This is a genomic window from Sphingomonas sp. YR710, assembly GCF_900101455.1.
In the GTDB taxonomy this organism is placed as follows: Bacteria; Pseudomonadota; Alphaproteobacteria; order Sphingomonadales; family Sphingomonadaceae; genus Rhizorhabdus.
Window position 1 is genome coordinate 41,308 of record NZ_FMZJ01000014.1, and the last position, 24,565, is coordinate 65,872.

Genomic DNA, 24,565 nt, shown 5'->3' on the forward strand with positions numbered 1-24,565 from the left:
CAAGACAATGCGGATCACGCTTTTGCTGTTGGCCGGGCTCGCGCTGCCGGGCTGCACGCCGAACGACATCACCATGGGCGGCGCAGCCAAACACAATTATGCCATGCAGGTCATCGATCCCGATCCGCGATATGCGGGCGACGCGATCGAGGGTGGATCAGGCGCGCATGCCACGGCGGCGATGGAGCGCTACCGCAAGGGCACCGTCAAGGAGCCGCAGACGATCCGCATCACGAGCGGGCTAGTCAGCGGCTCGTCCGGCAGCAGCACACCGAAGTGAGGTGTGCGATGACCACCCGGCATTTCCTCCACAGGCTGCTGAAAGCCGAGGACGGCGCGGTTGCCGCGACCGTGGGCATATCGCTGTTCGCGCTGATCGCGGCCGGCGGCGTTGCCTTCGATTATGCGCGGATGGCGTCGCTTGATACCGAACTTCAGAGCGCCGCCGATCAGGCCGCGCTCGCGGCGGCGACCCAGCTTGACGGGAAGGCCAGTGCGCGGACCCGCGCGATCAACGCCGCGCAGGCACTGGTGGCGAACGACACGCGTTTTGTGAATGACGGCGGAACGTCCGTGGTCACGGTGCCGACCGTCGTCTTCTATTCGGCCTATACCAATCCGACCACCAACACCGCCGCGACGGGGGATGCCGATGCCCATTTCGTGAAGGTGACGACCGGAAGCCGGGCGGCCTTCTTCGCCCTGACGCCGATCGTGGCTGCATTGAAATCGGGCAATATCACGGGAGAGGCTATCGCGGGGCTCGGTTCGGCGGTGTGCAAGGTGCCGCCGGTGATGATGTGCAATCCCAGCGAGCCGCTGACGAACACCAACGTCAATTATGATTTCGATGCCAATGCGTTGCGGGGCGTTGGATTCAAGCTGATTTCCGGATCCCCGGATACACCCGGCAATTTCGGCTTTCTGGACACCAATTTCGGAAGTGGCGCCAATGCGTTGAAAGCGGCGCTGGGCTATAATGTCCCCCCCGGGGACTGCTCGCCTTCCCAGGGCGTGAGTACCAAGACGGGGATGGACGCGTCGGTGATCGCGGCGCTCAACACGCGTTTCGACATTTACGACAGCAATGCCTGTGTGGGGTCGGGAACCTGCTCACCATCGCGCAATACCCGCAAGGATCTGGTGCGCGGCAACGCCTGCACCACCAACGGCGGTCAGGGCTGGCAGGAGTCGCCCAACCCGTATCGGCCCACGACGGTCGGACCGCTGACGAGCGGCTATCCGGACGTCATGGGCTATCCAAGGGACTATTGCCACGCCGTTAAGCAATCATCGCAGACGTGTGGAAATATCGGCACGGGGCAATGGGACCGGGATGCCTATTTCCGCGTCAATTATGGCTGGACCAGCGCCAGCCAGTGGATGGCGCAGACCGGGCTGTCGTCGAGCGCCACGCGCTATGAAGTTTACACCTGGGAACTGGCGCATACCAGCGTGGGATCGCCTGCCAAGGGGATCGACGTCGCTCAGACCGTAACGGGCGGAAAGAAGGCCTATGGCGCCCCGGCCTGCGTGACGCCGGGCCTGACGCCGGGGCCATCGACCGTTGATCGCCGCAGGATCACCGTGGCGGTGTTGAACTGCAAGGCGTTGGGCCTGCATGGCTCCGAAAACAACCTGCCTGTCGCCAAATGGGTCGAGGCCTTTCTGGTGGAGCCATCGTTCAATCGGCCCAGCGGCAAGACGTTCACCGACTCCAAGGAAGTCTATGTCGAGATGATCGGCGAGACGACCAGCGGCAGTGCGGGCGCAACCGCGGGGCAGGTCGTTCGTCACGACACCCCCTATCTGATCGAGTGATCGGTGATGCGCAGGCGTTTCCCCCTTTTGATGCGATGCCGCCGCGGCACTGCCGCCGTCGAGATGGCGCTTGTCACGCCCTTGCTCATCGCCGTGATGCTGGGATCGTTCGAGGCGGGCAACTTCTATCTCGACAGCCATGTCGTCGCCAAGGCGGTGCGCGATGGTGCGCGTTATGCAGCGCGGCGTGCATTTGCGAATTATTCGGCATGCTCGGGCGCGCCGGGCGGTACGGTGGTAACCGACACGCGTAACATTGTCCGGACAGGGCAGCTTTCCGGCGGTACCGCGCGGCTGCCGGGCTGGACCGACCCTGCGACGATCAGCATCTCGATCAGTTGCAATACGGCCGGCGTGGGCGGTGTTGCCTATACCGGTATTTACACGGGCATGGCGACGGGCGCCCCGGTGGTGACCGTCAGCGCCGCCGTGCCTTACCAAACATTGTTCGGTGAGGCGGGTTTCTCCTCCTCCACGCTCACGCTGCGTGCCGAATCCCAGGCTGCGGTGGCAGGTATATGACGACGCTCCTCCATCGCTTGCTGCGGGCGCAGTCGGGCGGGACCGCCGTCGAGTTCGCTCTGGTGCTGCCGCTACTGATGATCTTCACGTTCGGCATCATCGATGTCGGGCGCTTCATGTGGACCTGGAATCGGGCCGAGAAGGCGACGCAGATGGGGGTTCGCTTTGCAGTTGCCACCAAGATGATCCCGCAAGGGCTGTATGATTACAGCTTTGCGAGCAGCGGCGGCATTCCGCAGGGCGATCCTGTCCCGACGAGTGCGTTCGGAGGGGCTACGTGCAAATCGACGGGCGGGACCGTGAGTTGCACGTGCAACGCGGGTGCGACCTGCCCATCCCTTGGCACCGCCAACAGCGATGCCTTCACCAACATTCTCAACCGCATGGATCAGTTCATGCCGGAGATAAAGGCCGCCAATGTCGAAGTCGAATATGGTGCCTCCGGGCTCGGCTATGCCGGAAATCCGACCGGTTCGGATGTGGCGCCGCTGGTTACGGTCAGACTCAAATCGCTGCAATTCACGCCCATCACATCCTTCCTGTTTGTGACCGTACCGCTGCCCGATTTCAGCGCAGCGCTCACATTGGAAGATGGTTTGGGCTCGGTATCAAATTGACAGGGGGACATGCTGTGGGTGTCGAGAACACGGAAAAGACCTCGCGGAACTGGTCGGTGCGGGCGGCTGGCGGTACCGTGCAGCTGGTGCTCTCGCCAACCGAACTGATCAGCGCGGAGTTGCCGGCCGGTTCCGTCGTCGGGCTCGACATCGCCATCACCTCGTTGCCGACCGACGCTCCCTTGCCGTGCGAGACACTCGAACTTGGCCAGGTGATCATCATCGAGATCCAGGCGAATCTCCCGGCCTCCCTCAATCGCATCATCCAGGCCAGGAGGGCGTGCCGCCACAAGCCGATCATTGCGGCTGTTCGAGATCCATCGGCCCAGCTGGTTCGGACCCTGATGAAGGCCGGTGTCAACGATGTGATGTCGCTGCCGCTGCGCCTTTCCGAGTTGTCCACGATATTGGAGCAACTGCGCTGCGATAACGGCCGCGATTCCGTTCGCGCTTCGACGCGCGGCAGGATCGTATCGATCGTTCGCAGCGTCGGGGGGGCCGGGGGCACGATGCTCGCGACGCAGGCTGCCAGCAGCCATGCCCGGCGCGACGCGGGTAGCGGCCGGGAGACCTGCCTGTTCGATCTCGACATCCAGTTCGGGAACGCGGCAAACTATCTCGGGGTAAGCTCGGTTCTCACCCTCCACGATCTGCTCAAGGCGGGCTCGCGGGTTGATGGAGCGTTATTGCGCTCGGCGTGCACGAAAACATCGCGGGGATTGAACCTCGTGGCGGCGCCTTCGGATATTATTCCGTTTGAAATGGTCAATGCCGATCAGCTTCTCAACATCATCGAGCTGGCGACCAACGAATTCGATACGATCTATCTCGACATGCCCGAAAACTGGACGAACTGGTCGCTATCACTGGCGGCGCGATCGGACGTCGTTCTGCTGGTCGTCGAACTCACGATCGCCAGCCTTCGGCAGGCGAAGCGGCAACTGGTCTTTCTGGAAAATCAGGGTCTGGCATCGCTTCCGATCCACATCGTCCTCAACCGGGTTGAGAAGAAGCTGTTCCGGCCGATCAGCTTCGTCGATGCGGAGCATGCTTTGGGGCACGCGATCTCGTTCGGCATCGTGAATGACCCCGCTCTGGTCAGAACCGCGCTCGATCAGGGGGTCCTGATCGATGAGATCAAGCCCGGCAGCAAGGTTGCGCGGGATATCGAGGCGATCGTCGAGAAATGTGAAACCCTGTTCGATCGGAGTGCCCGCTGATGTGGAAGATCATGAAATCGCCGCAGGAAGACGGCTTCGAGCATGGGGATGGGGTTCCGACGGATCCTCCCGTGACCAGAGAAGGGCAGGATTGGTCGAACCGACACATCGACCTCAAGGTCGAATTGCACAAACAGCTTCTGGACCTCATCAATCTGTCGGCGCTTGAAACCAAGTCCCGGGCGCAGGTTCAGGATGAAATCGGCGAGATCATTTACGAGCAACTGGCGCTTCAGAATCACGCGCTGAACCAGAAGGAACGCGATCAACTCGTCGAGGACATCCTTGACGAACTGTTGGGCCTTGGCCCGCTTGAACCGCTTCTGAAGGATGAAAGCGTCACCGATATTCTGGTGAACGGTCATATGCTCGTTTTCGTCGAACGTCATGGACGGCTGGAAGAGACCGCGGTTCGTTTCAAGGATGAACGGCATCTTCTGCGGATCATCCAGAAGATCGTGGGCGCTGTCGGACGTCGTATCGACGAATCCGCGCCCTTCGTGGATGCCCGGCTCGCCGACGGTTCGCGTGTCAACGCGATCGTGCCGCCGCTCGCTGTCGACGGTTCGCTGCTGTCGATCCGCAAATTTGCCAGGATGCCGATCGACATGGCGCGGCTCGGGGAATTGGGAAGCGTCCCCCAGCCCATCGCCGATGTCCTCCACGGCATCGTCGCGGCGCGGCGCAACGTCCTCATTTCGGGTGGTACCGGCTCGGGTAAGACCACGTTGCTCAACGCAATGTCGGCCTATATCGGTGCAACCGAGCGTATCATCACGATTGAGGACAGCGCCGAGCTCCAGCTTCAGCAGCGTCACGTCGCGCGGCTGGAGACAAGGCCGCCGAACATCGAGGGCCGTGGCGAGATCACGCAGCGCGATCTGGTCAAGAATGCGCTGCGCATGCGGCCGGACCGGATCATCGTCGGCGAAGTCCGGTCTGGCGAAGCGTTTGATATGCTGCAGGCAATGAACACCGGTCACGACGGCTCGATGACCACCGTTCACGCGAATACGCCGCGCGACGCCTTATCCCGGATCGAGCAGATGATCGGCATGAGTGGCGTGGAGATCGAGCCGCGTTCGGCACGCACGCAGATCGCATCGGCCATCAACGTCGTCATCCAGGTCAGCCGTCTCAGTGATGGCAAGCGCCGGCTGATGAGCCTGTCCGAGATTACCGGCATGGAAGGTGAAACGATCACCATGCAGGAAATTTTCCGGTTCAAGCTCCGCGGTCGCGACGACAAGGGGCAGGTCGTCGGTCATTTCGAAGCGACCGGCGTTCGACCGAAGTTCATGGGGGAACTCAACGATCGCGGCATAATGCTGCCCGCTGAACTGTTTCGCCCAGATGCGAGGATCGAATGATGAGTCCCGCATCGCTCCGCTTCCTGCTGCTCACGCTCCTGTTCGGAACGGTCGTACTGGCCACTGAAGCTATCGTGGGCTTCATCCGCATGCACCGTCAGACCGGTCGCCGAATGAACAGGCGTCTGAAGATGGTCGCCGGCGATGTCGATCGTTCGGTGGCGATCGCGAACCTTCGCCGGAAGCGCCGCGGACAGCAACCGAGGGGCCCCTTGGGACGTATCAGTGCGGGGCTCGAGGCCAATCTGGTTGCCGCGGGCCTGCCCTGGTCGGGATCGACCGTCCTAGCCTTCATGATGGCGGCTACCGGAGGGCTCCTTATGCTGGGAGCGGGCCTCGCGAAATTTACCGGCTTTGCGATCACAGCGGGCACCATATTGTTGCTGGCGGTATTCGCCGCCGCGGCGGGTCTTGGTGTTCCGACCCTGATCCTGTCGCGGCTTGCCGACCGCCGACACCGGAAGATGGAAGAACAGTTTCCAGTCGCGCTCGACGTATTCGTTCGCGGATTGCGGGCGGGGCATCCCGTGTCGTCGGTCCTCCACATGTTGACCCAGGAAATGCCGGATCCGATCGGCAGCGAGTTCGGGCTTGCGGTCGATGAAGTCACCTACGGCGCCGATATCCGCGATGCATTGCAGAATATGGCGGATCGATGCCGGATGGAAGATATGAACATGTTTGTCGTATCGCTTTCAATCCAGGCGGAAACAGGCGGAAATCTCGCCGAAATTCTGGAAAATCTTTCCGGAGTTATCAGGGAAAGAGCCGGCATGATGATGCAGGTGAAGGCTCTGAGTTCGGAAGGACGAATGACAGGCGTAATACTTACAGCACTTCCTGTGCTTTCATTCGTGGCCTTGTTTATTTTGAATCCAGAATTTTATCTAGATGTAGCACAGGATCCGGCTTTTGTCATTGGATTTTGTTCGCTGCTGGTTCTGTATGCGATAGGTTTCTTCTCTATTCGTCGCATGATCGATCTGAAGGTGTAATGTGATGCAATATCTCCTCTCCGAGACCGCCGTCCGCATCGCCTGGCTCGCGATGATCTTCCTGCTCGTGGCGACGGCAGCGTTCGTCGTCAGCAGCCTGATCGAGCGACGGGTGAAGCTGCGGCAGCGATTGGGCGCGGCCGGGCCGCACGCCGGCCTTCCGGCGTTCGAAGGGTCATCGTTGCGGGCCGACGCGACCGGCTCTGCCTGGACCAGGATGGTCGCTGCAATCGAGCATCGCGGAATTTCGCTGGCCGATACGAAAGGCCATATCCTGCGCAAGAAGCTGATTGCGGCGGGCTATACAGCTCCGGAAGCGCCGCAGCTGTTCACCTTCATTCGCCTGCTGCTGACGATCTCGCTGCCCGCGGCATTCGTGACGATCAACATGTTCGCGCGCGCGCCGGTGACCCTTTTCAGGCTCGATATGTTCGGATCGATCCTGGCATTGATCGGGCTGTATCTGCCCAATTTCTGGGTGACGCGCCGCGCCGAGCGACGTCAGCGCCAGCTCGTAAATGCCTTTCCGGACGCACTCGATCTGATGCTGGTATGCGTTGAGGCAGGGCTGGGGCTCGAGGCTGCGTTCGATCGCGTCGGCCAGGAGATGAGCCTTGCCCACCCCGTTTTATCCGAACTGCTCGGCAACCTCGTTCTTGAGCTGCGAGCGGGCCGCAGCCGCGAAGAGGCCATGCACCGTATGGCGGATCTGGCGGGTATCGACGAGATACGATCCTTTGCCACGCTGATTATCCAGTCGGACAAATTGGGATCGAGCATCGGCCAGACGCTGCGGATCTATGCCACTGAAATGCGGGTGAAGCGCAGGATGCGGGCCGAAGAAAAGGCTCATCGCCTGCCGGTCCTGCTCTCGATCCCGCTGGTCGCCTGCATGCTGCCGGTGATGATCGGCGTGCTGATGCTGCCGGCCGGCATCCGGGTGGTGCGGCAAGTCATGCCCTCCATGGCGCATCACGGATCATGAAACAGAAAAGCGCCCTTCTCGGCACGCTCCTGCTGCCGATGGTGCTCGCCGGTTGCGCGCACCATCATGTCGCTGTCCGGGTGTCGCCTTTGCCCGCCGTCGATGCGGGGCTGCCCAGCCTGTCCTTGGCTAAGGGGAAGATGCTGTTCGCGCGCGGCGAATATGCGCTGGCACTGGAATGCTTCCAGCGGGCTGTGCGTGAGGATCCGGCCGGCGCCGATGGCTATAACGGTCTTGCCGCCAGCTATGATCAGCTCGGGCGTTTCGATCTCAGCCGCCGCTATTATGAGCTGGCGCTGGCGCGTGCGCCGGAAGATGTTCGCATTCTGCGCAATCTGGCGCGCTCGCTCGACCGGCAGGGCGATCAGCTCGCGGTTCGCAAGCTGATGGATGAAGTCGCCTTGCTGACGAAATCCACGGCAGTGCAGCCTGACAGCATGGAAGTCGCGCGCCAGCCCATGACCGAAGCCCGGCAGCCGGTGAGCATATTGACAAACTTGGCAGCGCTCGTGGGCCTCTCGACGACACCGAAAATGCAGGATGTGGGCAACGAATTGGACGTCGTTCTGCCCGCGGCAAAGCCGGCTGTCGTCGAACAGAGCGTGTCATTGCGCATCGTCAATGCCGTCGGGCGCCGGCATCTCGCGGCGCACATGCGGGGCCATCTCACCGGTTCCGGCTGGGCGACAGTCGACATCAGCGATTTTCGGTCACATCTGAAGCACTCGCTCATTCTTGTTTCGCAAAAGGACGAGGCACAGGCACAGCGTCTCGCGGCGTCTTTGCCCTTCACCCCGAAAATTCGCCAGCTCGCGTCGCTGTCCCATATGATCCTCGTTCTCGGGGGTGATTCAGCGCCATTCGACGATCGCCTCCGGCAAGAGGCGGGAAGCTGATGTTGCGGCCCGGCTGGATCAGGCTGTCGGCGATGCTCCTTGTCGCGAGCGGTGCCGCCGCGGCGGGCACCGACGATGGTCGCTATGTTGCGGGTATCGAGCGCGCGATTGCGGCGGGGCGCCTGACTCAGGCCGAGGCCATGCTCAATGTTCCTGATGCGATCGCCAATCCGGTCGAGCGTCAGCGATTGGCGGCTTCATTCCTGCTTGCCCGCCATGAGGACGAGAAGGCGGCGGACCTGTTCGGTGTGCTCCTGCAGAGCATGCCGCACGATTGCCGTGTAGAGGAGGGCGCCGCAACCGCGGCGATGCGGCTGCGTCGTTATGAGCAGGCCGGCTCGCTGCTGGCCAGCGTCATCGCCACCTGTCCCGATCGTGCGCTGGCCTGGGGGCATCTGGCCATATTGTACGATATCCAGGGGCGATGGGATGCGTCGGCCGCGGTCCATCGGCAGGCGCTTGCGATTGAGCCCGACAACCCGGCGCTGCTCAACAACGCCGGTGCGTCGATGTTTGCCCAGCGTCGCTTTCGGGAGGCTCGGGACTATTTTCAGCGGGCCGTCCAACGCGATCCCGTTACGGAGCGGTATCGCAACAACCTCGACATCGCGATCGTGGCCGGGGGCAAAGCGCCGGCGATAGACGACGAATCCGATCCCGAACGGCGCTCGCTGCGGCTCAACAACGCGGGCTATGCCGCCTGGCTCGCCGATGATCGAACGACTGCAGAAGCCTATTTCAATAAATCGATCGAGACCAGCGCGTATCGATTTCGCGCGGCCGAGACCAATCTCGAAGGGCTGACAGGAAAGGTTGCGCCATGAAGGATGTGATCCTCTATATGTTCTACGCGGTGCTGATGTTGGCAGCGCTGCAGGATCTCGCGACGCTCAGGATTTCAAACATCTTTCCGGCACTGGTGCTCGTCCTGTTTTGCGCGTGGTTGTTCGTGAACGGCGTTCCGGCAACGATCTGGCAGAATGGGATCGTCTTTGCCGTCACGTTTGGCATCGGCGTTCTGTTGTTTGCTGTTCACTGGCTGGGCGGCGGCGACGTGAAGTTGCTTGCCGCGTCTTCGATCTGGTTCGGTCTCTCCGGCGGATTGGTTGTCCTGATTTATGTCGCTCTATGCGGCGGCGTACTGGGGCTGGCGCTCATCATTGGTCGCAGGATGACGACCATGCGGTTCCGGCAGCAGCTGGGGTGGCCCGGGCTCCAGATCCACGGACCCATCCCTTATGGCCTTGCGATCGCGGCGGGCGTGATGGTGGCAATCATGGTTCACGGCCCGAATCCGAACGGTGTGTTTGTCCTCACGCTGTAGGGCCCGCACCTCATCCCGGCCATCAATTGATGATTGTGAATATCTATGCGCGCCAATCGCTGATGCGAGCAAAATTATGGTATCTATAGAATATAATATACCTGCGTATATGTACTGATATAAAAACACCGAAGTATAATATCCAACGTGTTCATTACGAAATGCGCTAATCAATAAAAAATACGAAATTGACACTCCTACGTATTCGGCAAGTAAGTCGATGCAATTGAGGGTGTGTGATGAACATACGTATGTATGCCTTGCAGGCATCGAAAACTCTGCTGAATCAGGGGAAAGCCGCCCAAGCAGTTCACATTCCTGGCGCAGCGTCATGCGCGCTGATCAGCACGACGCGGGCATGCGCCGCTATCATGCCGCTCATTCTGCTCGCGGCGTGCGGGGGAGGCGGCGGAGTCGGTTCGACCCCCACCCCAACATCCTCGGGAACGGGCAGTATCTCACCCAATCCACCTTCTCCGCCACCGATCGAGATCGCGTCTATATCGGCTATGCCGCCCGTCGCGACGACCAACAGCGCAGGCGTCAATTATGACGACGCTGAATATCGATTGTCGAACGTCGATGTCGCCGCGAACGCGCTCGCGGCCTACAATACGGGGGCTACCGGCGCTGGCGTCAAGATCGCTATCATCGACAGCGGCTTGTCCGATCCGGCCGCCGTATTCGCCGGTCGGATCGATCCCGCCAGTACCGATCTGGTATCCAATCGCGGCATAACCGATACCGACGGCCATGGAACGTCGGTATCGGCGATCGCCGCGGCGGGCCGCGACGGCAAAGATATGATGGGCGTGGCATTCAACGCCACCGTGCTGGTCGCCCGCACCGATACGATCGGATCGTGCGGATCGAGCACTGGCTGCCAGCATAATGACGACGTGTTGGCCAGGGGTGTCGATCTTGCCCGGCAGAATGGCGCGCGGGTGATCAACATGTCGCTGGGGGGAAGTGAAGCTGCGACCAGCGGGTTGGTTACCGCTGTCAGGGCGGCGGCGGCGGCGGGTATCATCGTCGTCATTTCGGCGGGTAATGATGGCGGGGCTAATCCCGACGCCTTCTCCCAGATCGCGGCCGCCAATGGCATGAACGGAATGGTCGTCATCGCCGGTTCGCATGATGCTGGTTACAATATGTCTTCCTTCTCGGATCGAGCCGGTACTTACGGCCCATATTATCTGACGGCGATGGGTGAGGCGGTGCGCTCGATCAACCAGAATGCCGGCCACTTCCTGTTTTCGGGCACCTCTTATTCGGCGCCGGCAATTGCCGGTGCGGCGGCCGTGCTTGCGCAGGCCTTTCCGAATCTCACTGGAAAACAGATCGTCGACCTGCTCTTTTCCACCGCGACCGATGCTGGCGCAGCCGGCGTCGACGGCATCTTTGGCCATGGCATCCTCAATCTTGGCAAGGCCTTTCAGCCGCAGGGCGGCACCAACCTGGCGGGCAGCACCATCGCGGTGTCGCTGACCGGCAACGGCACGACCAGTGCGGCGATGGGCGATGCGACTGCCCAGACCGGGATGTCGGCCGGAAAGATGGTAATCCTCGATGGCTATGGCCGCGCTTATACGATGAACCTGGGATCGACGCTTGGCCGACCGTCTGCGGTGCGACCGCTGATCGCATCACTGATGGGGGATGTCCACACCACCGATCTGTCACGAGGGCCGATCGCGGTGTCGCTGAATGTCGCGCAGGGCCGGATCGGCGAGCCGGCGGCAGACATCCGCAGGCTGGGCCTCAGCAGCGGAGATGCGCGGATGGTGCGGATGCTGTCGGGCCGGGTGATGGCGCGGATTGGCAGGAATACCCTGGCCGTGCTGGGCATGGCGGAAGGCGCCGGACGTTTGTCCGCGATGATCGCTGGTCAGGCTGAGGCGCCCTTCCTCGTCGCACGCGAGCCCGATGAGACCCCCGGCTTCGCCGTGCGCCATGGTGTTGCGTTCGCAATCCGCCATGACCTCGGTTTTGCCGCGGTGACGGTCGCCTCCGAACGCGGCGTGGTGAGCGGGCCGGTTGCCGATAGCTTGTCCGATGCCGGATATAGTTCGGCCAGTGCTCGGTTCGATCGCCGGCTCGGCGGCGTGTCGTTGTCGGGCGGCATAGCTGTGATCCGGGAAGACGCCAGCGTGCTGGGAGCCCGCTTTGGCGCAGCGCTGGGCGGTGGCGGTGCGAACACGAAGATCATCGACGCGCGCGTTGCCTGGCAAATCAGCAATGGCTGGTCGCTGGCAGGCGCTGTGCGGCAGGGTTGGACCCGCGCGGACGCCGGCGGCACCCTGGTCAACGGCAAACTGCTGACCAGCGCCTTCGCTTTCGATCTCGTCAAGGCGGGCCATGGCTATCGCTTCGGCCTGCGCGTTGCGCAGCCGATGCGGGTGGCAAGCGGCGGCTATGATCTCTCTTTGCCCTCAAGCTATGATTATGCCACCGGCACGGTTGGCTATGATCGGCAATATCTGAGCCTGAGGCCCAAAGGGCGGGAGCTCGATCTCGAAGCGGCTTACGGTGCCCGGCTGGCGGGCGGATGGATCGACGCCAATCTGTTTCTGCGCCGTGAACCGGGCAACGTCGCGGCGGCGCCGGTCGATCACGGCATGGCGGTGCGCTACGCGCTGGCCCTCTGAGGGTATGAATGGCGATTGGGCGCGCGCGCATTGTGCCAATTTCGGCTGGCCCCCCGAACGGGTCCCGGCGATGCCGTTCTGCGGCGACCATGTAAGTGGAACGCCGATGGTATAGTTCCCAATTCTCCGTTGCAGCTTTGCGGAAGATGATCACGGCTAAACAGGGAGGCGGGCCGTGTGCGACCATATCATATCATCCGATGAACCCTTTGAGCCTGGAGTCTATCAGGGGCTGCATGAGGTGGTTGAGCATGTGAACCTCCTGGGGGGCGTGGAGCGTGAGCACATTGTCGCCACCATCGATGATCATGTCCGGGCCGTTGAACATATCATGCGCGCCTTGATCGGCCCCGACGCGCGGCTGTCGTGCGATCTGAGAGCTTCCGGCGCGGAGGTAAGGCTGCCATCGGCTGCCATCGAAGCCGCCATGCTGCAACTCGTGAATCACGCGCGCGCCTGTAGTGGCGTCATCCGCTCGGTAGCGATCAGAACAAGGCGATCTTGCGGGCGCATCTGCGTCATATTTGTTTATCGATCGGCTATGGGAAAAGCGCTGAGCTACTCGGCGATAAGAGATGAGCTGGCGCTGCTGACCGCGCGGCGCCTCGTCCAATCCGCCGATGGCCAGTTTCGTATCCGCTTCAGTAAGGCAGTCGGCAACGTCATTTTGCTGACCTTCCCTGCCGTGCCAGGTGCAATGCACCTGTAGTTACGCCGTAATTACGCAAGATATTATCCCATAATAAAGTGCGGGCGAATCGCCTCTTCTCAGTCGGCATTTGTTGTTCTGCCGCCAAAATTCCTCGCCAAGACATAAAAATCCGAAAACAATTTTGGAAGAACATGGCGGATGCTGTGGCATGAGCGCCTGGGCCGGTCGGTTGTCGCCGATGAAATTTGCAACATATTGATTCTTATCGGAAAAATATGAATTCTCTGGTTCCGGCAAGCAGCAGGATTCGGAGGCCATGTAAGCGGAATCCCGGATGGAAGAATCCGGATGAAGAGTCCCCAGTGGGAGCATTACCAAATGCGCAATCGAGAAATTTACATGAATAAGGACTCGGAACATGTCGGGTCAGATGAGCCGACTATATTGGAAACGAGGCTGTTCGGTGAAGTCAGGAACGCATCTTTTATTGGTAATGGGACTAAGTAGTTTCCTCATGCCAGTTGCGAAGGCGCAAACTGCATATTCGCCGGATAGTGGGCGTTCGCCCAACCAGATTGTCCTTTCTGTCCCGGTTACCGCATCTGTTGGCGGACGTTGTGGATTTGCCACGGGCGGCGCGCCCAATGGGGCCTACAATAAGGACAATTTCGATGCGGAAGGGTTTCAGCAGGATTTTGCCTTTGTCCTGAATTGCACCGGCCCCTCACGCGTGGCCGTTGTCTCCCAAAATGGCGGTCTTCTGACAGGCGGTGTGGTGCCGGCGGGCTATATCACCAAGGCTCCGTATAACGTCACACTGCACCTGATTGCGGATGGCGGTGGTACGATCGCCGACGCGACATGTCCGGTAAGTACATTGACGGCGAGCGCCGGTTGTTCGTTCGTGGGGCCGGCCAGCACATCGCAGGGGCTTCGGTTGGCTGCGGCCTCCAATCTGCAGGCGGGATCCTACGTCAGGGTCGCCGCACCACCTTATCCGGGACCGAGCACGCTTGTTCAGGGCACCTACTCCGACAGGCTTACCGTGACGCTGAGCGCTGCACCGTAAGCCTGTCGGTGTCCGACGCCGTTCCGGGGGGCGGCGTCGAACAACTCATCCCCGGAAACCCGCGAGCAATCGCATCATGAGCCCGGTTCAGGTCACCTGGCCTCGCGGCTTTTCAATGGACGTAAGGAAGGACAGAATGATGAAGAAACTGATCATTGCAGCTCTCGCCGCCGGCGCCGCTGCTTTTGCCGTCCCTGCCGTCGCGCAGAGTGTGTCGGGAACGATCGATCTTACCGGCACTGTTGCCGCCAAATGCACCGCAGCTGGCGGGCTCAATTCGAGCATCGACCTCGGGGAGCTCGCAGTGGCCGATGGCACCGTCAACGCGGCCTTTTCGGCCAATAATGGCGGGTTGACGCGGACGTTCACGGTGACGTGCACCAGTTCCAACCCGCAGCTTTCGGTGAATGCGTCGCCTTTGGTGAATGCGGCTGTCGTCACGCCGACGACGGGCTACACCAACACCGTCAATTATACCGCGACGATGACGGCGGCCAAAGCGGCCGGCGGGTTGGCGTCGGTGGCGGATACATCGAACGTCGCGGGCGCGACCACGGTTCTGGTTGGCGATCATCTCGCCAACGCTGCGAGCAACGTCGCTGTGACCGTGTCGACCGGCAACACGGCAGCGGGCGCCCTGCTCGAGGCCGGTACTTACAATGGCTCGATCGCGATCACGGTCGCACCGTCTGCCTGACGCTTACGAGGGGGGAGGGCGCCTGTCTCCACGGGCGCTCTCCTTCGTAGCCTTCTTTCGGAGAATCGCGATGCGCAGATTATCCCTCCTGGCGCTGGCCAGCCTGCCCTTCATCATCGGCCCCGCGTTCGCGCAGTCGACGGGTACCGTCACAGTCAATGGTTCGGTTGCGGATCGTTGCCTGTTTACCACACCGTCCGCGGTGATCGCTCTGGGCGAGATGACCAATGGCGGCGGCGTTGCCGGTGCCGGCAAGCTCGACCCCAGCCGCGTCAATGGCCAGAGCCGGACGCTCATCGGTTGGTGCAACGGTACTGCGGCGACGATGGGCGTCGAAGCGCAACCGCTCCTCAACAGTGATTATACCGGGCCCGCGATCAGCGGCTTCGACGCGCGCGTCGACTATACCGCTACGGCCGTGGCCAACGGCGTCACCGCATCCGATAGCTCGACGATCGCCACACCGGGCAGTGTCGCCGGCATCGGCCTGTTCACCGGCAATGTGGTCGTCAACCTGTCGGCGGCATCGACGCCGACCAGCGGGCTGCTCGTCGCCGGCAATTATGGCGGCCAAGTGCTGGTCACGCTCGCCCCCAATGTGAGCTTCGGGGGGAAATGATGATGCGCCGCCACCACCACCGCGAACCCTCTGTACCTGAAGGATATGTTATGACTGGATTGATCCAGCTGGCCCTCGGCGCGGCTTTGTTCGTGGCGACGGGAAGCGCGGCACAGGCGCAAACGCCGCCGGCCGCCGGCATCATTTCGGTGACGGGAACGGTTCCGGCGCTCTGTTTCGGCGGTACGCTCACGGGGGGCGGTTCATTCGATCTGGGCGTGCTCGTCGATACCACAACCGGTCTGCTGCGCACCGATCTGATCGCATCGCCCAAGGTGCTGACCGGCGCCTTCTGCAGCGCGCGCAGCCGGATCGGGATCAGCGCGACCCAGCTGGCAGCGCAGAACAACACGGCCACGCCGGCAAGCGGCTTTTCCAGGATCGTTGATTATCGCGCCACGGCCAGCGGCTGGACCAGCACGGCCGCGCCCTTCACGACCGGCAGCGACAATAATCCCGGTTCGAGCCAGGAACGCGCGACGGCCTTTCAGGGGGACATCACCGTCGGGATCGGCAATTTCAGCACCTCGGGCGGGAGTGGCCTCCGGCTGATCACCGATCCCAGCTACCTTGGCGCCGTCACGGTAACGCTCTCGGTCGCGAACTGAGGGGGTGGAGATGCACATCGCGCTCCCCCTCGCGATCACGGCGACGTTGTTGCCGACCATGGCGCTGGCACAGGCGGCTGGTGAGCCGCACAGCTTCTCCGTGACAGGACAGGTGCCGGGCGGATGCGTCCTCGGTGCGCCGTCGCTGGCGGCGGGCGCGCTTGTGAATTTTCGCGGGCTGAACGGCACGACGCTCCAGATCGACCAGATCGTCGACACCGAAAATCTGTCGACGAGCCCCGCTTCGGCCGAGATCAGCCTCGATGCCAATTGCTCTTTTCCCCACACGCTGCGTGTGGAGAGCCAGAATAACGGCCTCTGGCGAACGAGCGAGCGGACGGCGGCGGCGCCCGAAGGCTTTGCCGATGCCATTCCCTATCACGCCGCGGTGCATTGGGCTTCCGAGAATTTGACCTTCTCGGCGGACGCCCGCAGCCGGCGCGTGACCGATGGCACGATCTTCGTGAATCACACCGCCACCGGCGCGGTGCTTATCCGCCTCGATGTCGATGCTGGCGCCACCAACGCCCGCGCGAACGCCCCGCTGGTCGCGGGGGTCTATGGCGACACGCTTCGCATCACTTTGGAGCCACAGCAATGAAAAGCCTTGCAATTCTCATGATCATTCCGATCGCGGCACCGGCACTTGCCCAGACCACGCCGCCGATCAGCGCCCGCGTCGAAATCGTCGGTGAGGCACCGGCGGCCTGCGTGATGAAGGCCCCGACCGTCGCGAGTGGACTCAACGCAACCTTTACAGCGACCTCGGGAACGACAGGTGAGATCCGGATTTCCGAACTGGTGGATCCGATCACCGCACAGCCCGAGGCGGCCGAGTTGCGGCTGGCCATTCCCGTAATTTGCAACGCACCGCACCGGCTTGTCATGCGCAGCGGCAATGGCGGCCTGCTACGCCAGGGCGGGACCTCGGCTCGACAGGGCGCGTTCGCGCAGTTTCTGACCTACCGGTTCGGCGCGGCCTGGGCGAACCGACGGGTTACGCGCGGGAGCGATATCGCCGGTCAACTCGTGATCAACGCCGATAGCGCTCGAACAGGTGATGTCATCCTGTCCTTCAACGTTGACAAAGGTGAGATATCATTAGTGGCGGGAACCTATTCCGATCAGATCATCATAGAATTTCAGGCTACGAATTAATTCTCAAAATAACATTTATACATTGGGGGTGGATATGTCCAAAATATCATCAAGATTAAAGACCGGGGTAGTGATGGCATCCCTGATCATGGCCTGGCAGGCAGGCGAGGCCATGACGGTGCAGCCCGTCGTCGTCGACCTGAGCACGGCGGGCCGCCGCATGAGCCAGATCGTGACGGTTGAGAACAGCTTCGCCAACCCGCTCCCCGTCGAGTTGCGGGTGGAGGAGCTCCTGATCGACGAAAAGGGCGTACACGGGACGGGGAAAGATCCTGGCGATCTGCTCGTTTTCCCGCCGCAGGCAATGATTCAGCCGGGCCAGACCCAGTCTTTCCGCGTGCAATTCGTCGGCAATCCCGATCTGGCGCGCAGCAAGCATTATTATGTGACCGTCGCCCAGTTGCCGGTCAAGCTGCCCGAAGGCCAGTCGGCAATCCAGATCCTCTACAACTTCCAGGTGCTGGCCAGCGTCGGACCGACGGGTGCCCGGCCCCAGCTCAGGATCCAGACGACGGAAGTGGCCAGGGATGACACGGGCCATTCGGTGCCGGCGATTACCCTGTCCAACGACAGTCCGACCTATGGCTATCTGTCGAAAGGGCGGTTGCGCATCATCGAGAAGGACGCGGCCGGACGGGAAGTTTTTCGCAAGACGCTTGCCGGCCCGGAAATCCAGCAGAGCATCGGCTTCGGCCTGATCGGCGCCGGCCAGACGCGCCGCGTGATCGTGCCGGTAGAGCTGCCCTCAAGCGAAGGCTCGATCGATGCGCAGTTCACCCCCGAAAATTGAACAGCAGGAGACACGCCGCCTTTGGCAGTTGCTGGTGGGGTGCGCGTTGACCGCATTGTCGACGGCCAGCGCCTGGGCCGATCAACCGGGCGAAACGTTGCAAGCGCAGCAGCAACATGTCGTGCTGGACCGGCCGACGCTGGCAGATCCCAATGTCATGACGCGTCTGAACCCGACGGGGCGAGCGGTGACGCTCACGGTGCCCGCGAAGGATGGAGCGATCTATCTTGGCGATCTGGTGATCACGATCGACACCGACGACAAGGTCGAATTTGCGGCCCAGCGGTTGCTCGACCTTCTGATCAATGTGCTCGATCCAAATGTATTGAAGACATTGCAGGCGAGTTTCGCCGGCAAGACGACGCTGACGATGGCCGATTTCGCCGCGACCGGCATCGAACTCCGTTATGATCCGCAGCAGCTCGCCGTCATTTTGACGATCGCGGCCGAGCGGCGCGCCACGCAGACGCTGATGGTCAGCCCGCTCGATCGCGCCCGTCTTGGCGATTTCATCAAGCCGGCAGCGTTCAGCGCGTATCTGAACGTGCGCGGTAATGTCGATTATCTGTCCGACGGCCCCGATACCGGCGTGCAGTCACCTGTGATGTTCCTCGATGGCGCCGCTCGCATCCTCGGAACCGTTGCCGAGTCCGAGGCGATCTGGCAGCCGGGCTCTAACGGCGTTGATTTCCAGCGGCTCGGGTCGCGCCTTGTCTATGACGATCAGGATCATCTGATGCGCTGGACCTTAGGCGACCTTCAGCCCACCGCGCGGGGATTCCAGGCGTCGCCGGAAATTTCCGGACTTTCGGTGTTCCGCTCCTACAGCGTGTTGCAGCCGCAGCAGATCGCGCGTCCGCGTGGCGACCGCAGTTTCCAGCTCGACCGGCCATCGACCGTGGAGGTGCAGATCAACGGGCAGACCGTGCGCCGGCTGCAGCTGTCGCCGGGCACCTATGACCTGCGCAACTTCCCGTTCACGCAGGGCGCCAATGACATCAAGCTGTCGATCATCGACGATACTGGCCGGACGCAGCTGCTGCGTTTCAACATCTTCCTCGATCAATCGCAATTGGCGCGCGGGCTCAGCGAGTTCGGCTTCTACGCGGGTGTTCTGTCACCTCTTGAGAGTCATGGGCCGCATTATACGAACGACTTCGCGGTCAGCGGGTATTTTCGCCATGGCTTCACGGATTCGCTGACGCTCGGCGCCAATTTCCAGGCCGCCCCCGGCAGTCGCATGGGCGGCGTGGAAGCGGTGCTGGGGACGGCGATCGGCACATTTGCGACGACCGTTTCGGCGTCGGATATCGACAGCTTCGGTTCCGGATATGCGACACAGGTCACCTTTCAGCGCCTCATTCAACGCGGAGGCGGGCGATCGGACTCGCTCAGCCTGTTCTTCGAAGGCCGCAGCCGCAACTTCGGGCCGATGGGAATCCTGGCGCCCAGCAATCCGTTCAAATGGGAGACTGGTGGCGGCTATTCGCATGCCTTCAGTGACTATTTCTACGGCGGCGTCGACGGGCGCTATTCGAGCGGACGCGACGCGCAGCGCGATCTCTATACGCTGCGTGGCACGCTGGGCTGGCGGATCAACGACCGGATCAGCGCGACCAGCGACGTCAGATGGGAACGCGACAATGTCCATAGCGGCGTCGGCGCGCTGCTTTCACTGACCATACGCTTCGGGCGTTTCGCGAACGCGCGCGCCGATTATGACACGCGCGATCATCGCGCGCGGCTATCGTACAATGTCATCCACGGGCAGGGCGTGGGGTCCTATAATCTGGCGGGCGACATCGAGCGCAGCAAATTCGGATCCGGCATCAACGCGACCGGCACCTATTTCGCGAACCGTGCGGAACTGGGGCTCAGCCATTACGGCACGTTCAAAAATACGTTCGGCGCGTCGACCGGGCAGCGGACATCTTTCCGCTTCGCCTCGTCGCTGGCGGTCGCGGACGGGACGGCTGCGATCGGCCGGCCGATCTACGACAGTTTCGCGATCGTCCGTGGTCATGAGAGCCTGAAGGGCGCATCGATCATGGTCGACCCCACGGTGTTCGGCTATACGGCGGCAACCGGTATGCTCGGTACGGCGGTTCAGCCGAGTCTGAGCTCCTATGCCGAACGCACGCTGACCGTCGACGCACCGAACGCACCCGCCGGCATCGATCTGGGGCAGGGGGCTTACCGTCTCTATCCACCCTATCGCAGCGGCTACAGCTTGCGGGTCGGCTCCGACTATAGCGTGACCGCGCTGGGCCGATTCCTTGATGCTTCGGGCGAACCGGTCGCGCTGGTAACGGGCTCGGCGATCGAAATGGCGCATCCGGATCGCGAACCCGTGACCGTCTTCACCAACAAGGACGGCCGGTTTGGCCTGACCGGCCTGGCCCCCGGCAAATGGTATATCGAGATGCACGATGCGGATAAGAGCCGCTTCACGATCAATATCCCCAAGGGCACCGAGGGTATCGTTCGCACAGGCGACATGAAACCTTCGCAGGAAGGTGAGTGAAACCCATGAAAAACTTCGCCTCAACATTCGGCATCGGCTGCGCGGTCATCGCCCTGATGCCGTCGGCCCCTGGCTGGGCGGCCAGCTGCGGGGTCTCGGGTCAGGCGCAGGCTTCGCCGACCATAACCTATGATCCCTTCTCACCAACTGGATTGACTCAGGTGACGATACCTTTGGTTCTGACGCGCTTCGCGGTCGGCGCCGCCAAGACGCAGTCGGTCAATTTCGTGCTGACCAAGGCGATCGGAACGCCGAATTACCAGATCCTCTATAATGGTTCGAGCGTGCTCTACACCGAGGGCAATACGATGGGGCACCCCCAGATCAACTCGCAGGCTTCGGGTGAAATCTTCTACAGTTTCGGAGGGGCTTCGCAGCCCGACCAGTCGACACCGTTCAATCTGGTGGTGACTGTGCCGGCCAATGTCGATCTTTCGGCGGGCAAGCCGATCGATTTCGACATCAGCTATGTCTGCAAGGGGACGGGCGGCCTGAGCGATGTCAATACGCCGACCAAGTTGGCGCAGGCGATCCACATCAACGTCAACGTGCTGAGCGCGCTGCAGGCGAGCTATGTCGGCCCGGCGCTCGATTTCGGCGAAGTCGGCGACAAGACCGATGCCGATGTCGCGACCACGCCCATCCTGAGAACCGGCTATGTACGGGTCGCGAGTTCGGGGCCTTATTCGGTCGCTGTCACGTCGCAAAACGGATATCGGCTCACCTTCCCGGGCGGCAATCCGGCTCTGGCGGCGCAATCGCTAAATTATCAGGCAACCTTTGTCGGTCAGACTCGCAGCGATGCTAATATAACAACCATCTCGCAGACCTGCACGCGCGCCGGGCTGGCCGGCTCGCCACCGACCCAGGGCATCTTGCTACCGGTTGACGTCCGGTTGACCAGCGGCGGCAAGACGAAGACGCCGGCCCCGAATTATCAGGACGTGCTGACGATCACCATTGCGCCGCTGGTTGCAACGACACCGGGAACCACCTGTTCCTGAGCTATGTTCAGAGCGGCACGATCCGAACCGATAGTGTGCCACTCACATTTTCGCCGGCGCCGCGCAGCGCAACGCTATGTGTCTTCCGCGCGGCATGCGATGAAGACGAAATTAGCGTGGACCCTTCCTGTGCCAGCGCGATTTCGACACCATCGACCACCAATCGGGCATTGGTCAGCTCAGGCGAGTGATCGACAAGCACCTGATAGCCGCTCGGATTATTGCAGAATTCGGAGAGCGTACCGAGGCTAGTTTCGCCATTGCCGTTCGGTGTCACGACATTGGCCACCAGCGAAGCGCGGCAGGCCACCGGTACGAAGCCGGAGATCTCCAGTGTCAGGGAGTTACCCTGAGAGGGTTCCGCCGCCGTCGCCGCGCATGACATCCCGGCTGTCACGATTGCCCCCAGAAGAAGGGCCCGAATATGCGCCGTCGAAAAGTTCCCCCGCAATGCCATCTTGTGCCTCCGTGATGCCCCAAAGGTCTTTTGGCAGCACCTCGCAAAAACGAAGGCGCTGCGACCATTTTTGCTCGTGAGGGAACTTTGCGGCGCCGGGCCGACAGCTCGGCCGATGGATCGGGAGAGCGTGGGCAGCGCGTACAACCGGAAAGTTCGGACACGTCGGTAAGGGGCATCTACTACGTAAAATCCACAGTCAAGCCTCAATCGTGGGAGCGGCGAAGACGTTACCGGAAAAGCATCACGGGAACGCTGGTCGCAGCGCGATCACGCGCCGGTTCCGTAGGGGTATATGTCAATAGTGATGATTCCGGCAGGAGTTTACGATCGGCTCTAACTTGGCTCAGGGTAAAAGATAAGGCGGTCGGAGTGAAATATGGTACCGCGCACGGAAGAAAAAGCAGATCGGGCGAAAAGCCGGGTTGCTCCGTGACTGGTAAGATCGTGTCGGCAGGCGCCGGATATTGGCGAATGCTTTCCCGGTCCCGACCACTGATCTTTTGCTCCAGGCTGATTGCCAGCCGATCCGGCCGATGGAACTGGTCGTTGCCCAAGGCGGCATCACTGGCCTCCCGCGCTTTGCTGGCTCTGGCCTGCGTCGCGGCTGCGGGGTTGATCAGGTTGGCGCTCGACGACGTGGTTGGAGGCTCGTTTCCCTATCTTCCCTTCACCGTGGCGGTGTTGCTTGCCGCGGCCCTGGGGGGCTGGGCTGCCGGCATCATCGCGTTGGTCCTGTCGCAGATTCTGGCGGCGATGCTCGTGCAAATCTCGCCGGTCGATTCCGGGCGTTCGATCAATGCCCTGCTGTTTGGCATCGTCTCGCTGGCCATTATCGGTGTGGCCGAGAAGATGAATGCCCTGCGCGATGAGGCGCGGCGGAGCGAGGAGGAGGCGCATCGGCGACGCAAGCAGGCAGAGCGATCGAAAGAGGAGTTCAGCCTGATGATCGATGGGGCAAGGGACTATGCCTTTCATCTGCTCGACGCCGCAGGCTATGTGACGAGCTGGAATTCGGGCGCAGAACGCCTCACCGGCTGGCGGGAGGGTGAAGTGCTCAATCGCCATGTCGGCATGCTGTATCCGGCCCGGGCCGGCGCCGATTCCGTGCCAGAGCGGGATATTGCAGAAGCGCGCAGCTTCGGGAACCTGGAACGCGAAGCCTATCGCTGCCGCCGTGATGGAAGCGAGTTTCTGGCCCATGTATCGATTACGGCGCTGCATGATGCGGACGGGCAGATCATCGGTTTCGGCCAGATCCTTCGCGACATCACGCGCGAGCGTGCCGCTGCCAACGAACTTTGCGCTCATGCCGCGCATCTGCGATCGATATTGTCGACCGTGCCGGAAGGCATGATCGTGACGAACGAGCGGGGGCAGATCCAGTTCTTCAGCGTTGCGGCCGAGGAGATACTGGGTGTGAAGAGCGACGAGGTGATCGGGCTCAATGCCAACATCTTCGTACCGCGCGCCAACCGTGCCGTGCAGGCCCGCAATCTACGGAAATTCGTCCGTGAGGGACGGCGGAACGGCTCTCCACGGCGTCGAATAATGGTGCGCCGTTTTGACGGATCGACCTTTCAAGCGGAAGTTTCGATCGGCCAGGCCGTGAGCGGCGATCAACGGATTCTGACCATTTTCATACGAGACATGACCGAACATGATATCACCGAGGCCCGGCTCGAAGAGCTGCGCCAGGATCTTGTTCACGCCACGCGTGTCAGTTCGATGGGGGCGATGGCGTCCACACTTGCGCATGAAATCAATCAGCCGCTGGCGACGATGCTGATTTTCGTCGAAACCGCCCGGGCCCATGTTCCCGCGAACGATCCGGATCAGAGCGAGGCGCTGGATGAGGCGATTGGCCAGGCCCGACGCGTTGGGGACATTGTCCGGAAGCTTCGGGAGTTCGTCGCACGAGGAGAGGTCGTCCGGACGATCGAATCCCTGCCGAATTTGATCGAAGATGCATTGAGCATAGGAAGAATAAGGCAGATGGCGCAGAGTATTCCGATCAGGCTCGCGCTGGACGAGGATGTCGGGCCGGTGCTTGTCGATCGCGTGCAAATTCAGCAAGTCGTGATCAACTTGCTACGGAATGCGATCGAGGCGTTAGCGGGCTGCCAGCGTTGCGAATTGCGAATATCGGCGCGACGCGAGCGCGGGCTGGTTCAGGTCACCATCGCCGATACAGGGCCAGGTGTGTCGGCGAACATCGCCAAAAAATTGTTTGCGGCCTTCAATTCCTCCAAAGGCGATGGCATGGGGTTGGGGCTTTCGATCTGCCGTACCATCGTGGAGGCCAATGGCGGCAGGATCTGGTATGAGGCCCATCCCGATGGGGGCTCGCGGTTCCACTTCACGCTGTTGCGGGCAAGCGCCTTTCCTGTCGGCGATGCAGTCCACTGAATCCTGGCCAATGCAGGCCGGTCGATTTCATCCCGGGCATCTACAAGCGGACGGAGATTATGCGGACAGAGTTGAGGCTGGTTTTGCCGGATGGTGGCGACTCGGGCTTTTGGGCAATCTGCGGAGCACAAACTGACGAACGAATTCATGCGCGACGAGCCTGGGCGGACTATTGCAGTA

The 24,565-nt window shown here is 61.6% G+C and carries 24 protein-coding genes; 23 read left to right on the plus strand and 1 reads right to left on the minus strand.

The features are described 5' to 3' along the window. Positions 1 to 7: 7 nt before the first annotated feature. The 22 genes from BLS13_RS15860 (at position 8) to BLS13_RS15965 (ending at position 21,519) form a co-directional block, all read left to right on the plus strand. The gene (locus BLS13_RS15860) at positions 8 to 280 is read left to right on the plus strand and encodes a hypothetical protein (RefSeq protein WP_093453586.1); all 273 of its coding nucleotides are present in this window, start codon (positions 8 to 10) and stop codon (positions 278 to 280) included. Positions 281 to 288: 8 nt separating this feature from the next. Next, entirely contained in the window at positions 289 to 1,821 is a 1,533-nt protein-coding gene (locus BLS13_RS15865; protein ID WP_093453588.1) for a pilus assembly protein TadG-related protein, read from the plus strand. Between the two features lie 30 nt (positions 1,822 to 1,851). Continuing rightward, entirely contained in the window at positions 1,852 to 2,343 is a 492-nt protein-coding gene (locus tag BLS13_RS15870; RefSeq protein ID WP_256325925.1) for a TadE/TadG family type IV pilus assembly protein, read from the plus strand. Then, entirely contained in the window at positions 2,340 to 2,960 is a 621-nt protein-coding gene (locus BLS13_RS15875) for a TadE/TadG family type IV pilus assembly protein (RefSeq protein WP_093453591.1), read from the plus strand. Before BLS13_RS15870 ends, BLS13_RS15875 begins: the two co-directional genes overlap by 4 nt. A 14-nt stretch (positions 2,961 to 2,974) precedes the next feature. Then, positions 2,975 to 4,180 (plus strand): CpaE/TadZ family protein, encoded by a 1,206-nt coding sequence (locus tag BLS13_RS15880; protein WP_093453593.1) that lies wholly within the window; start codon positions 2,975 to 2,977, stop codon positions 4,178 to 4,180. Next, positions 4,180 to 5,550: a TadA family conjugal transfer-associated ATPase gene (locus BLS13_RS15885; protein ID WP_176943628.1), complete on the plus strand. Its 1,371-nt coding sequence runs from the start codon at positions 4,180 to 4,182 to the stop codon at positions 5,548 to 5,550. Before BLS13_RS15880 ends, BLS13_RS15885 begins: the two co-directional genes overlap by 1 nt. Then, positions 5,550 to 6,545: a type II secretion system F family protein gene (locus tag BLS13_RS15890; protein ID WP_093453594.1), complete on the plus strand. Its 996-nt coding sequence runs from the start codon at positions 5,550 to 5,552 to the stop codon at positions 6,543 to 6,545. Before BLS13_RS15885 ends, BLS13_RS15890 begins: the two co-directional genes overlap by 1 nt. A 4-nt stretch (positions 6,546 to 6,549) precedes the next feature. Further along, positions 6,550 to 7,530: a type II secretion system F family protein gene (locus tag BLS13_RS15895; RefSeq protein ID WP_256325927.1), complete on the plus strand. Its 981-nt coding sequence runs from the start codon at positions 6,550 to 6,552 to the stop codon at positions 7,528 to 7,530. Then, positions 7,527 to 8,426 carry a LytR C-terminal domain-containing protein gene (locus BLS13_RS15900; protein WP_093453596.1) on the plus strand — a complete coding sequence of 300 codons (900 nt, stop codon included), beginning with the start codon at positions 7,527 to 7,529 and terminating at the stop codon, positions 8,424 to 8,426. Before BLS13_RS15895 ends, BLS13_RS15900 begins: the two co-directional genes overlap by 4 nt. Further along, positions 8,426 to 9,250: a tetratricopeptide repeat protein gene (locus BLS13_RS15905; RefSeq protein WP_093453598.1), complete on the plus strand. Its 825-nt coding sequence runs from the start codon at positions 8,426 to 8,428 to the stop codon at positions 9,248 to 9,250. The genes BLS13_RS15900 and BLS13_RS15905 overlap by 1 nt, the downstream gene beginning before the upstream one ends. Further along, the gene (locus BLS13_RS15910) at positions 9,247 to 9,750 is read left to right on the plus strand and encodes an A24 family peptidase (protein WP_093453599.1); all 504 of its coding nucleotides are present in this window, start codon (positions 9,247 to 9,249) and stop codon (positions 9,748 to 9,750) included. Before BLS13_RS15905 ends, BLS13_RS15910 begins: the two co-directional genes overlap by 4 nt. Before the next feature lie 371 nt (positions 9,751 to 10,121). Next, positions 10,122 to 12,398 (plus strand): S8 family serine peptidase, encoded by a 2,277-nt coding sequence (locus BLS13_RS15915; RefSeq protein WP_176943629.1) that lies wholly within the window; start codon positions 10,122 to 10,124, stop codon positions 12,396 to 12,398. Positions 12,399 to 12,573: 175 nt separating this feature from the next. Beyond that, positions 12,574 to 13,107, plus strand: coding sequence for a hypothetical protein (locus tag BLS13_RS15920; RefSeq protein ID WP_143011977.1), 534 nt, complete (start codon positions 12,574 to 12,576; stop codon positions 13,105 to 13,107). Positions 13,108 to 13,780: 673 nt separating this feature from the next. Further along, entirely contained in the window at positions 13,781 to 14,119 is a 339-nt protein-coding gene (locus BLS13_RS20880; protein WP_143011978.1) for a hypothetical protein, read from the plus strand. Positions 14,120 to 14,255: 136 nt separating this feature from the next. Then, positions 14,256 to 14,816: a hypothetical protein gene (locus BLS13_RS15930; RefSeq protein ID WP_093453605.1), complete on the plus strand. Its 561-nt coding sequence runs from the start codon at positions 14,256 to 14,258 to the stop codon at positions 14,814 to 14,816. A gap of 70 nt (positions 14,817 to 14,886) precedes the next feature. Continuing rightward, positions 14,887 to 15,435: a hypothetical protein gene (locus tag BLS13_RS15935; RefSeq protein WP_093453606.1), complete on the plus strand. Its 549-nt coding sequence runs from the start codon at positions 14,887 to 14,889 to the stop codon at positions 15,433 to 15,435. 50 nt (positions 15,436 to 15,485) lie between these two features. Further along, the gene (locus BLS13_RS15940) at positions 15,486 to 16,043 is read left to right on the plus strand and encodes a hypothetical protein (RefSeq protein WP_093453607.1); all 558 of its coding nucleotides are present in this window, start codon (positions 15,486 to 15,488) and stop codon (positions 16,041 to 16,043) included. A 10-nt stretch (positions 16,044 to 16,053) separates the two neighbouring features. After that, a complete protein-coding gene (locus BLS13_RS15945) occupies positions 16,054 to 16,644 on the plus strand; it encodes a hypothetical protein (RefSeq protein ID WP_093453609.1) in 591 nt (196 codons plus the stop codon). Continuing rightward, the gene (locus BLS13_RS15950) at positions 16,641 to 17,201 is read left to right on the plus strand and encodes a hypothetical protein (protein WP_143011979.1); all 561 of its coding nucleotides are present in this window, start codon (positions 16,641 to 16,643) and stop codon (positions 17,199 to 17,201) included. The genes BLS13_RS15945 and BLS13_RS15950 overlap by 4 nt, the downstream gene beginning before the upstream one ends. Positions 17,202 to 17,274: 73 nt before the next feature. Beyond that, positions 17,275 to 17,991, plus strand: a complete 717-nt coding sequence (locus tag BLS13_RS15955) for a fimbria/pilus periplasmic chaperone (RefSeq protein WP_093453612.1) — start codon at positions 17,275 to 17,277, stop codon at positions 17,989 to 17,991. After that, positions 17,966 to 20,515 (plus strand): fimbria/pilus outer membrane usher protein, encoded by a 2,550-nt coding sequence (locus BLS13_RS15960; protein WP_143011980.1) that lies wholly within the window; start codon positions 17,966 to 17,968, stop codon positions 20,513 to 20,515. Before BLS13_RS15955 ends, BLS13_RS15960 begins: the two co-directional genes overlap by 26 nt. A gap of 5 nt (positions 20,516 to 20,520) precedes the next feature. Continuing rightward, positions 20,521 to 21,519, plus strand: coding sequence for a hypothetical protein (locus BLS13_RS15965; RefSeq protein ID WP_093453615.1), 999 nt, complete (start codon positions 20,521 to 20,523; stop codon positions 21,517 to 21,519). 7 nt (positions 21,520 to 21,526) lie between these two features. On the opposite strand, the gene BLS13_RS15970 is transcribed toward BLS13_RS15965, so the two are convergent. Next, on the minus strand, positions 21,527 to 21,976 hold the full coding sequence (locus BLS13_RS15970) for a hypothetical protein (RefSeq protein ID WP_143011981.1): 450 nt from the start codon (positions 21,974 to 21,976) through the stop codon (positions 21,527 to 21,529). Between the two features lie 549 nt (positions 21,977 to 22,525). On the opposite strand from BLS13_RS15970, the gene BLS13_RS15975 reads away from it, so the two are divergent. Then, complete coding sequence (locus BLS13_RS15975; protein ID WP_218123305.1) at positions 22,526 to 24,385, plus strand: PAS domain-containing sensor histidine kinase; 1,860 nt, start codon at positions 22,526 to 22,528, stop codon at positions 24,383 to 24,385. The last annotated feature ends 180 nt before the right edge of the window (positions 24,386 to 24,565 follow it).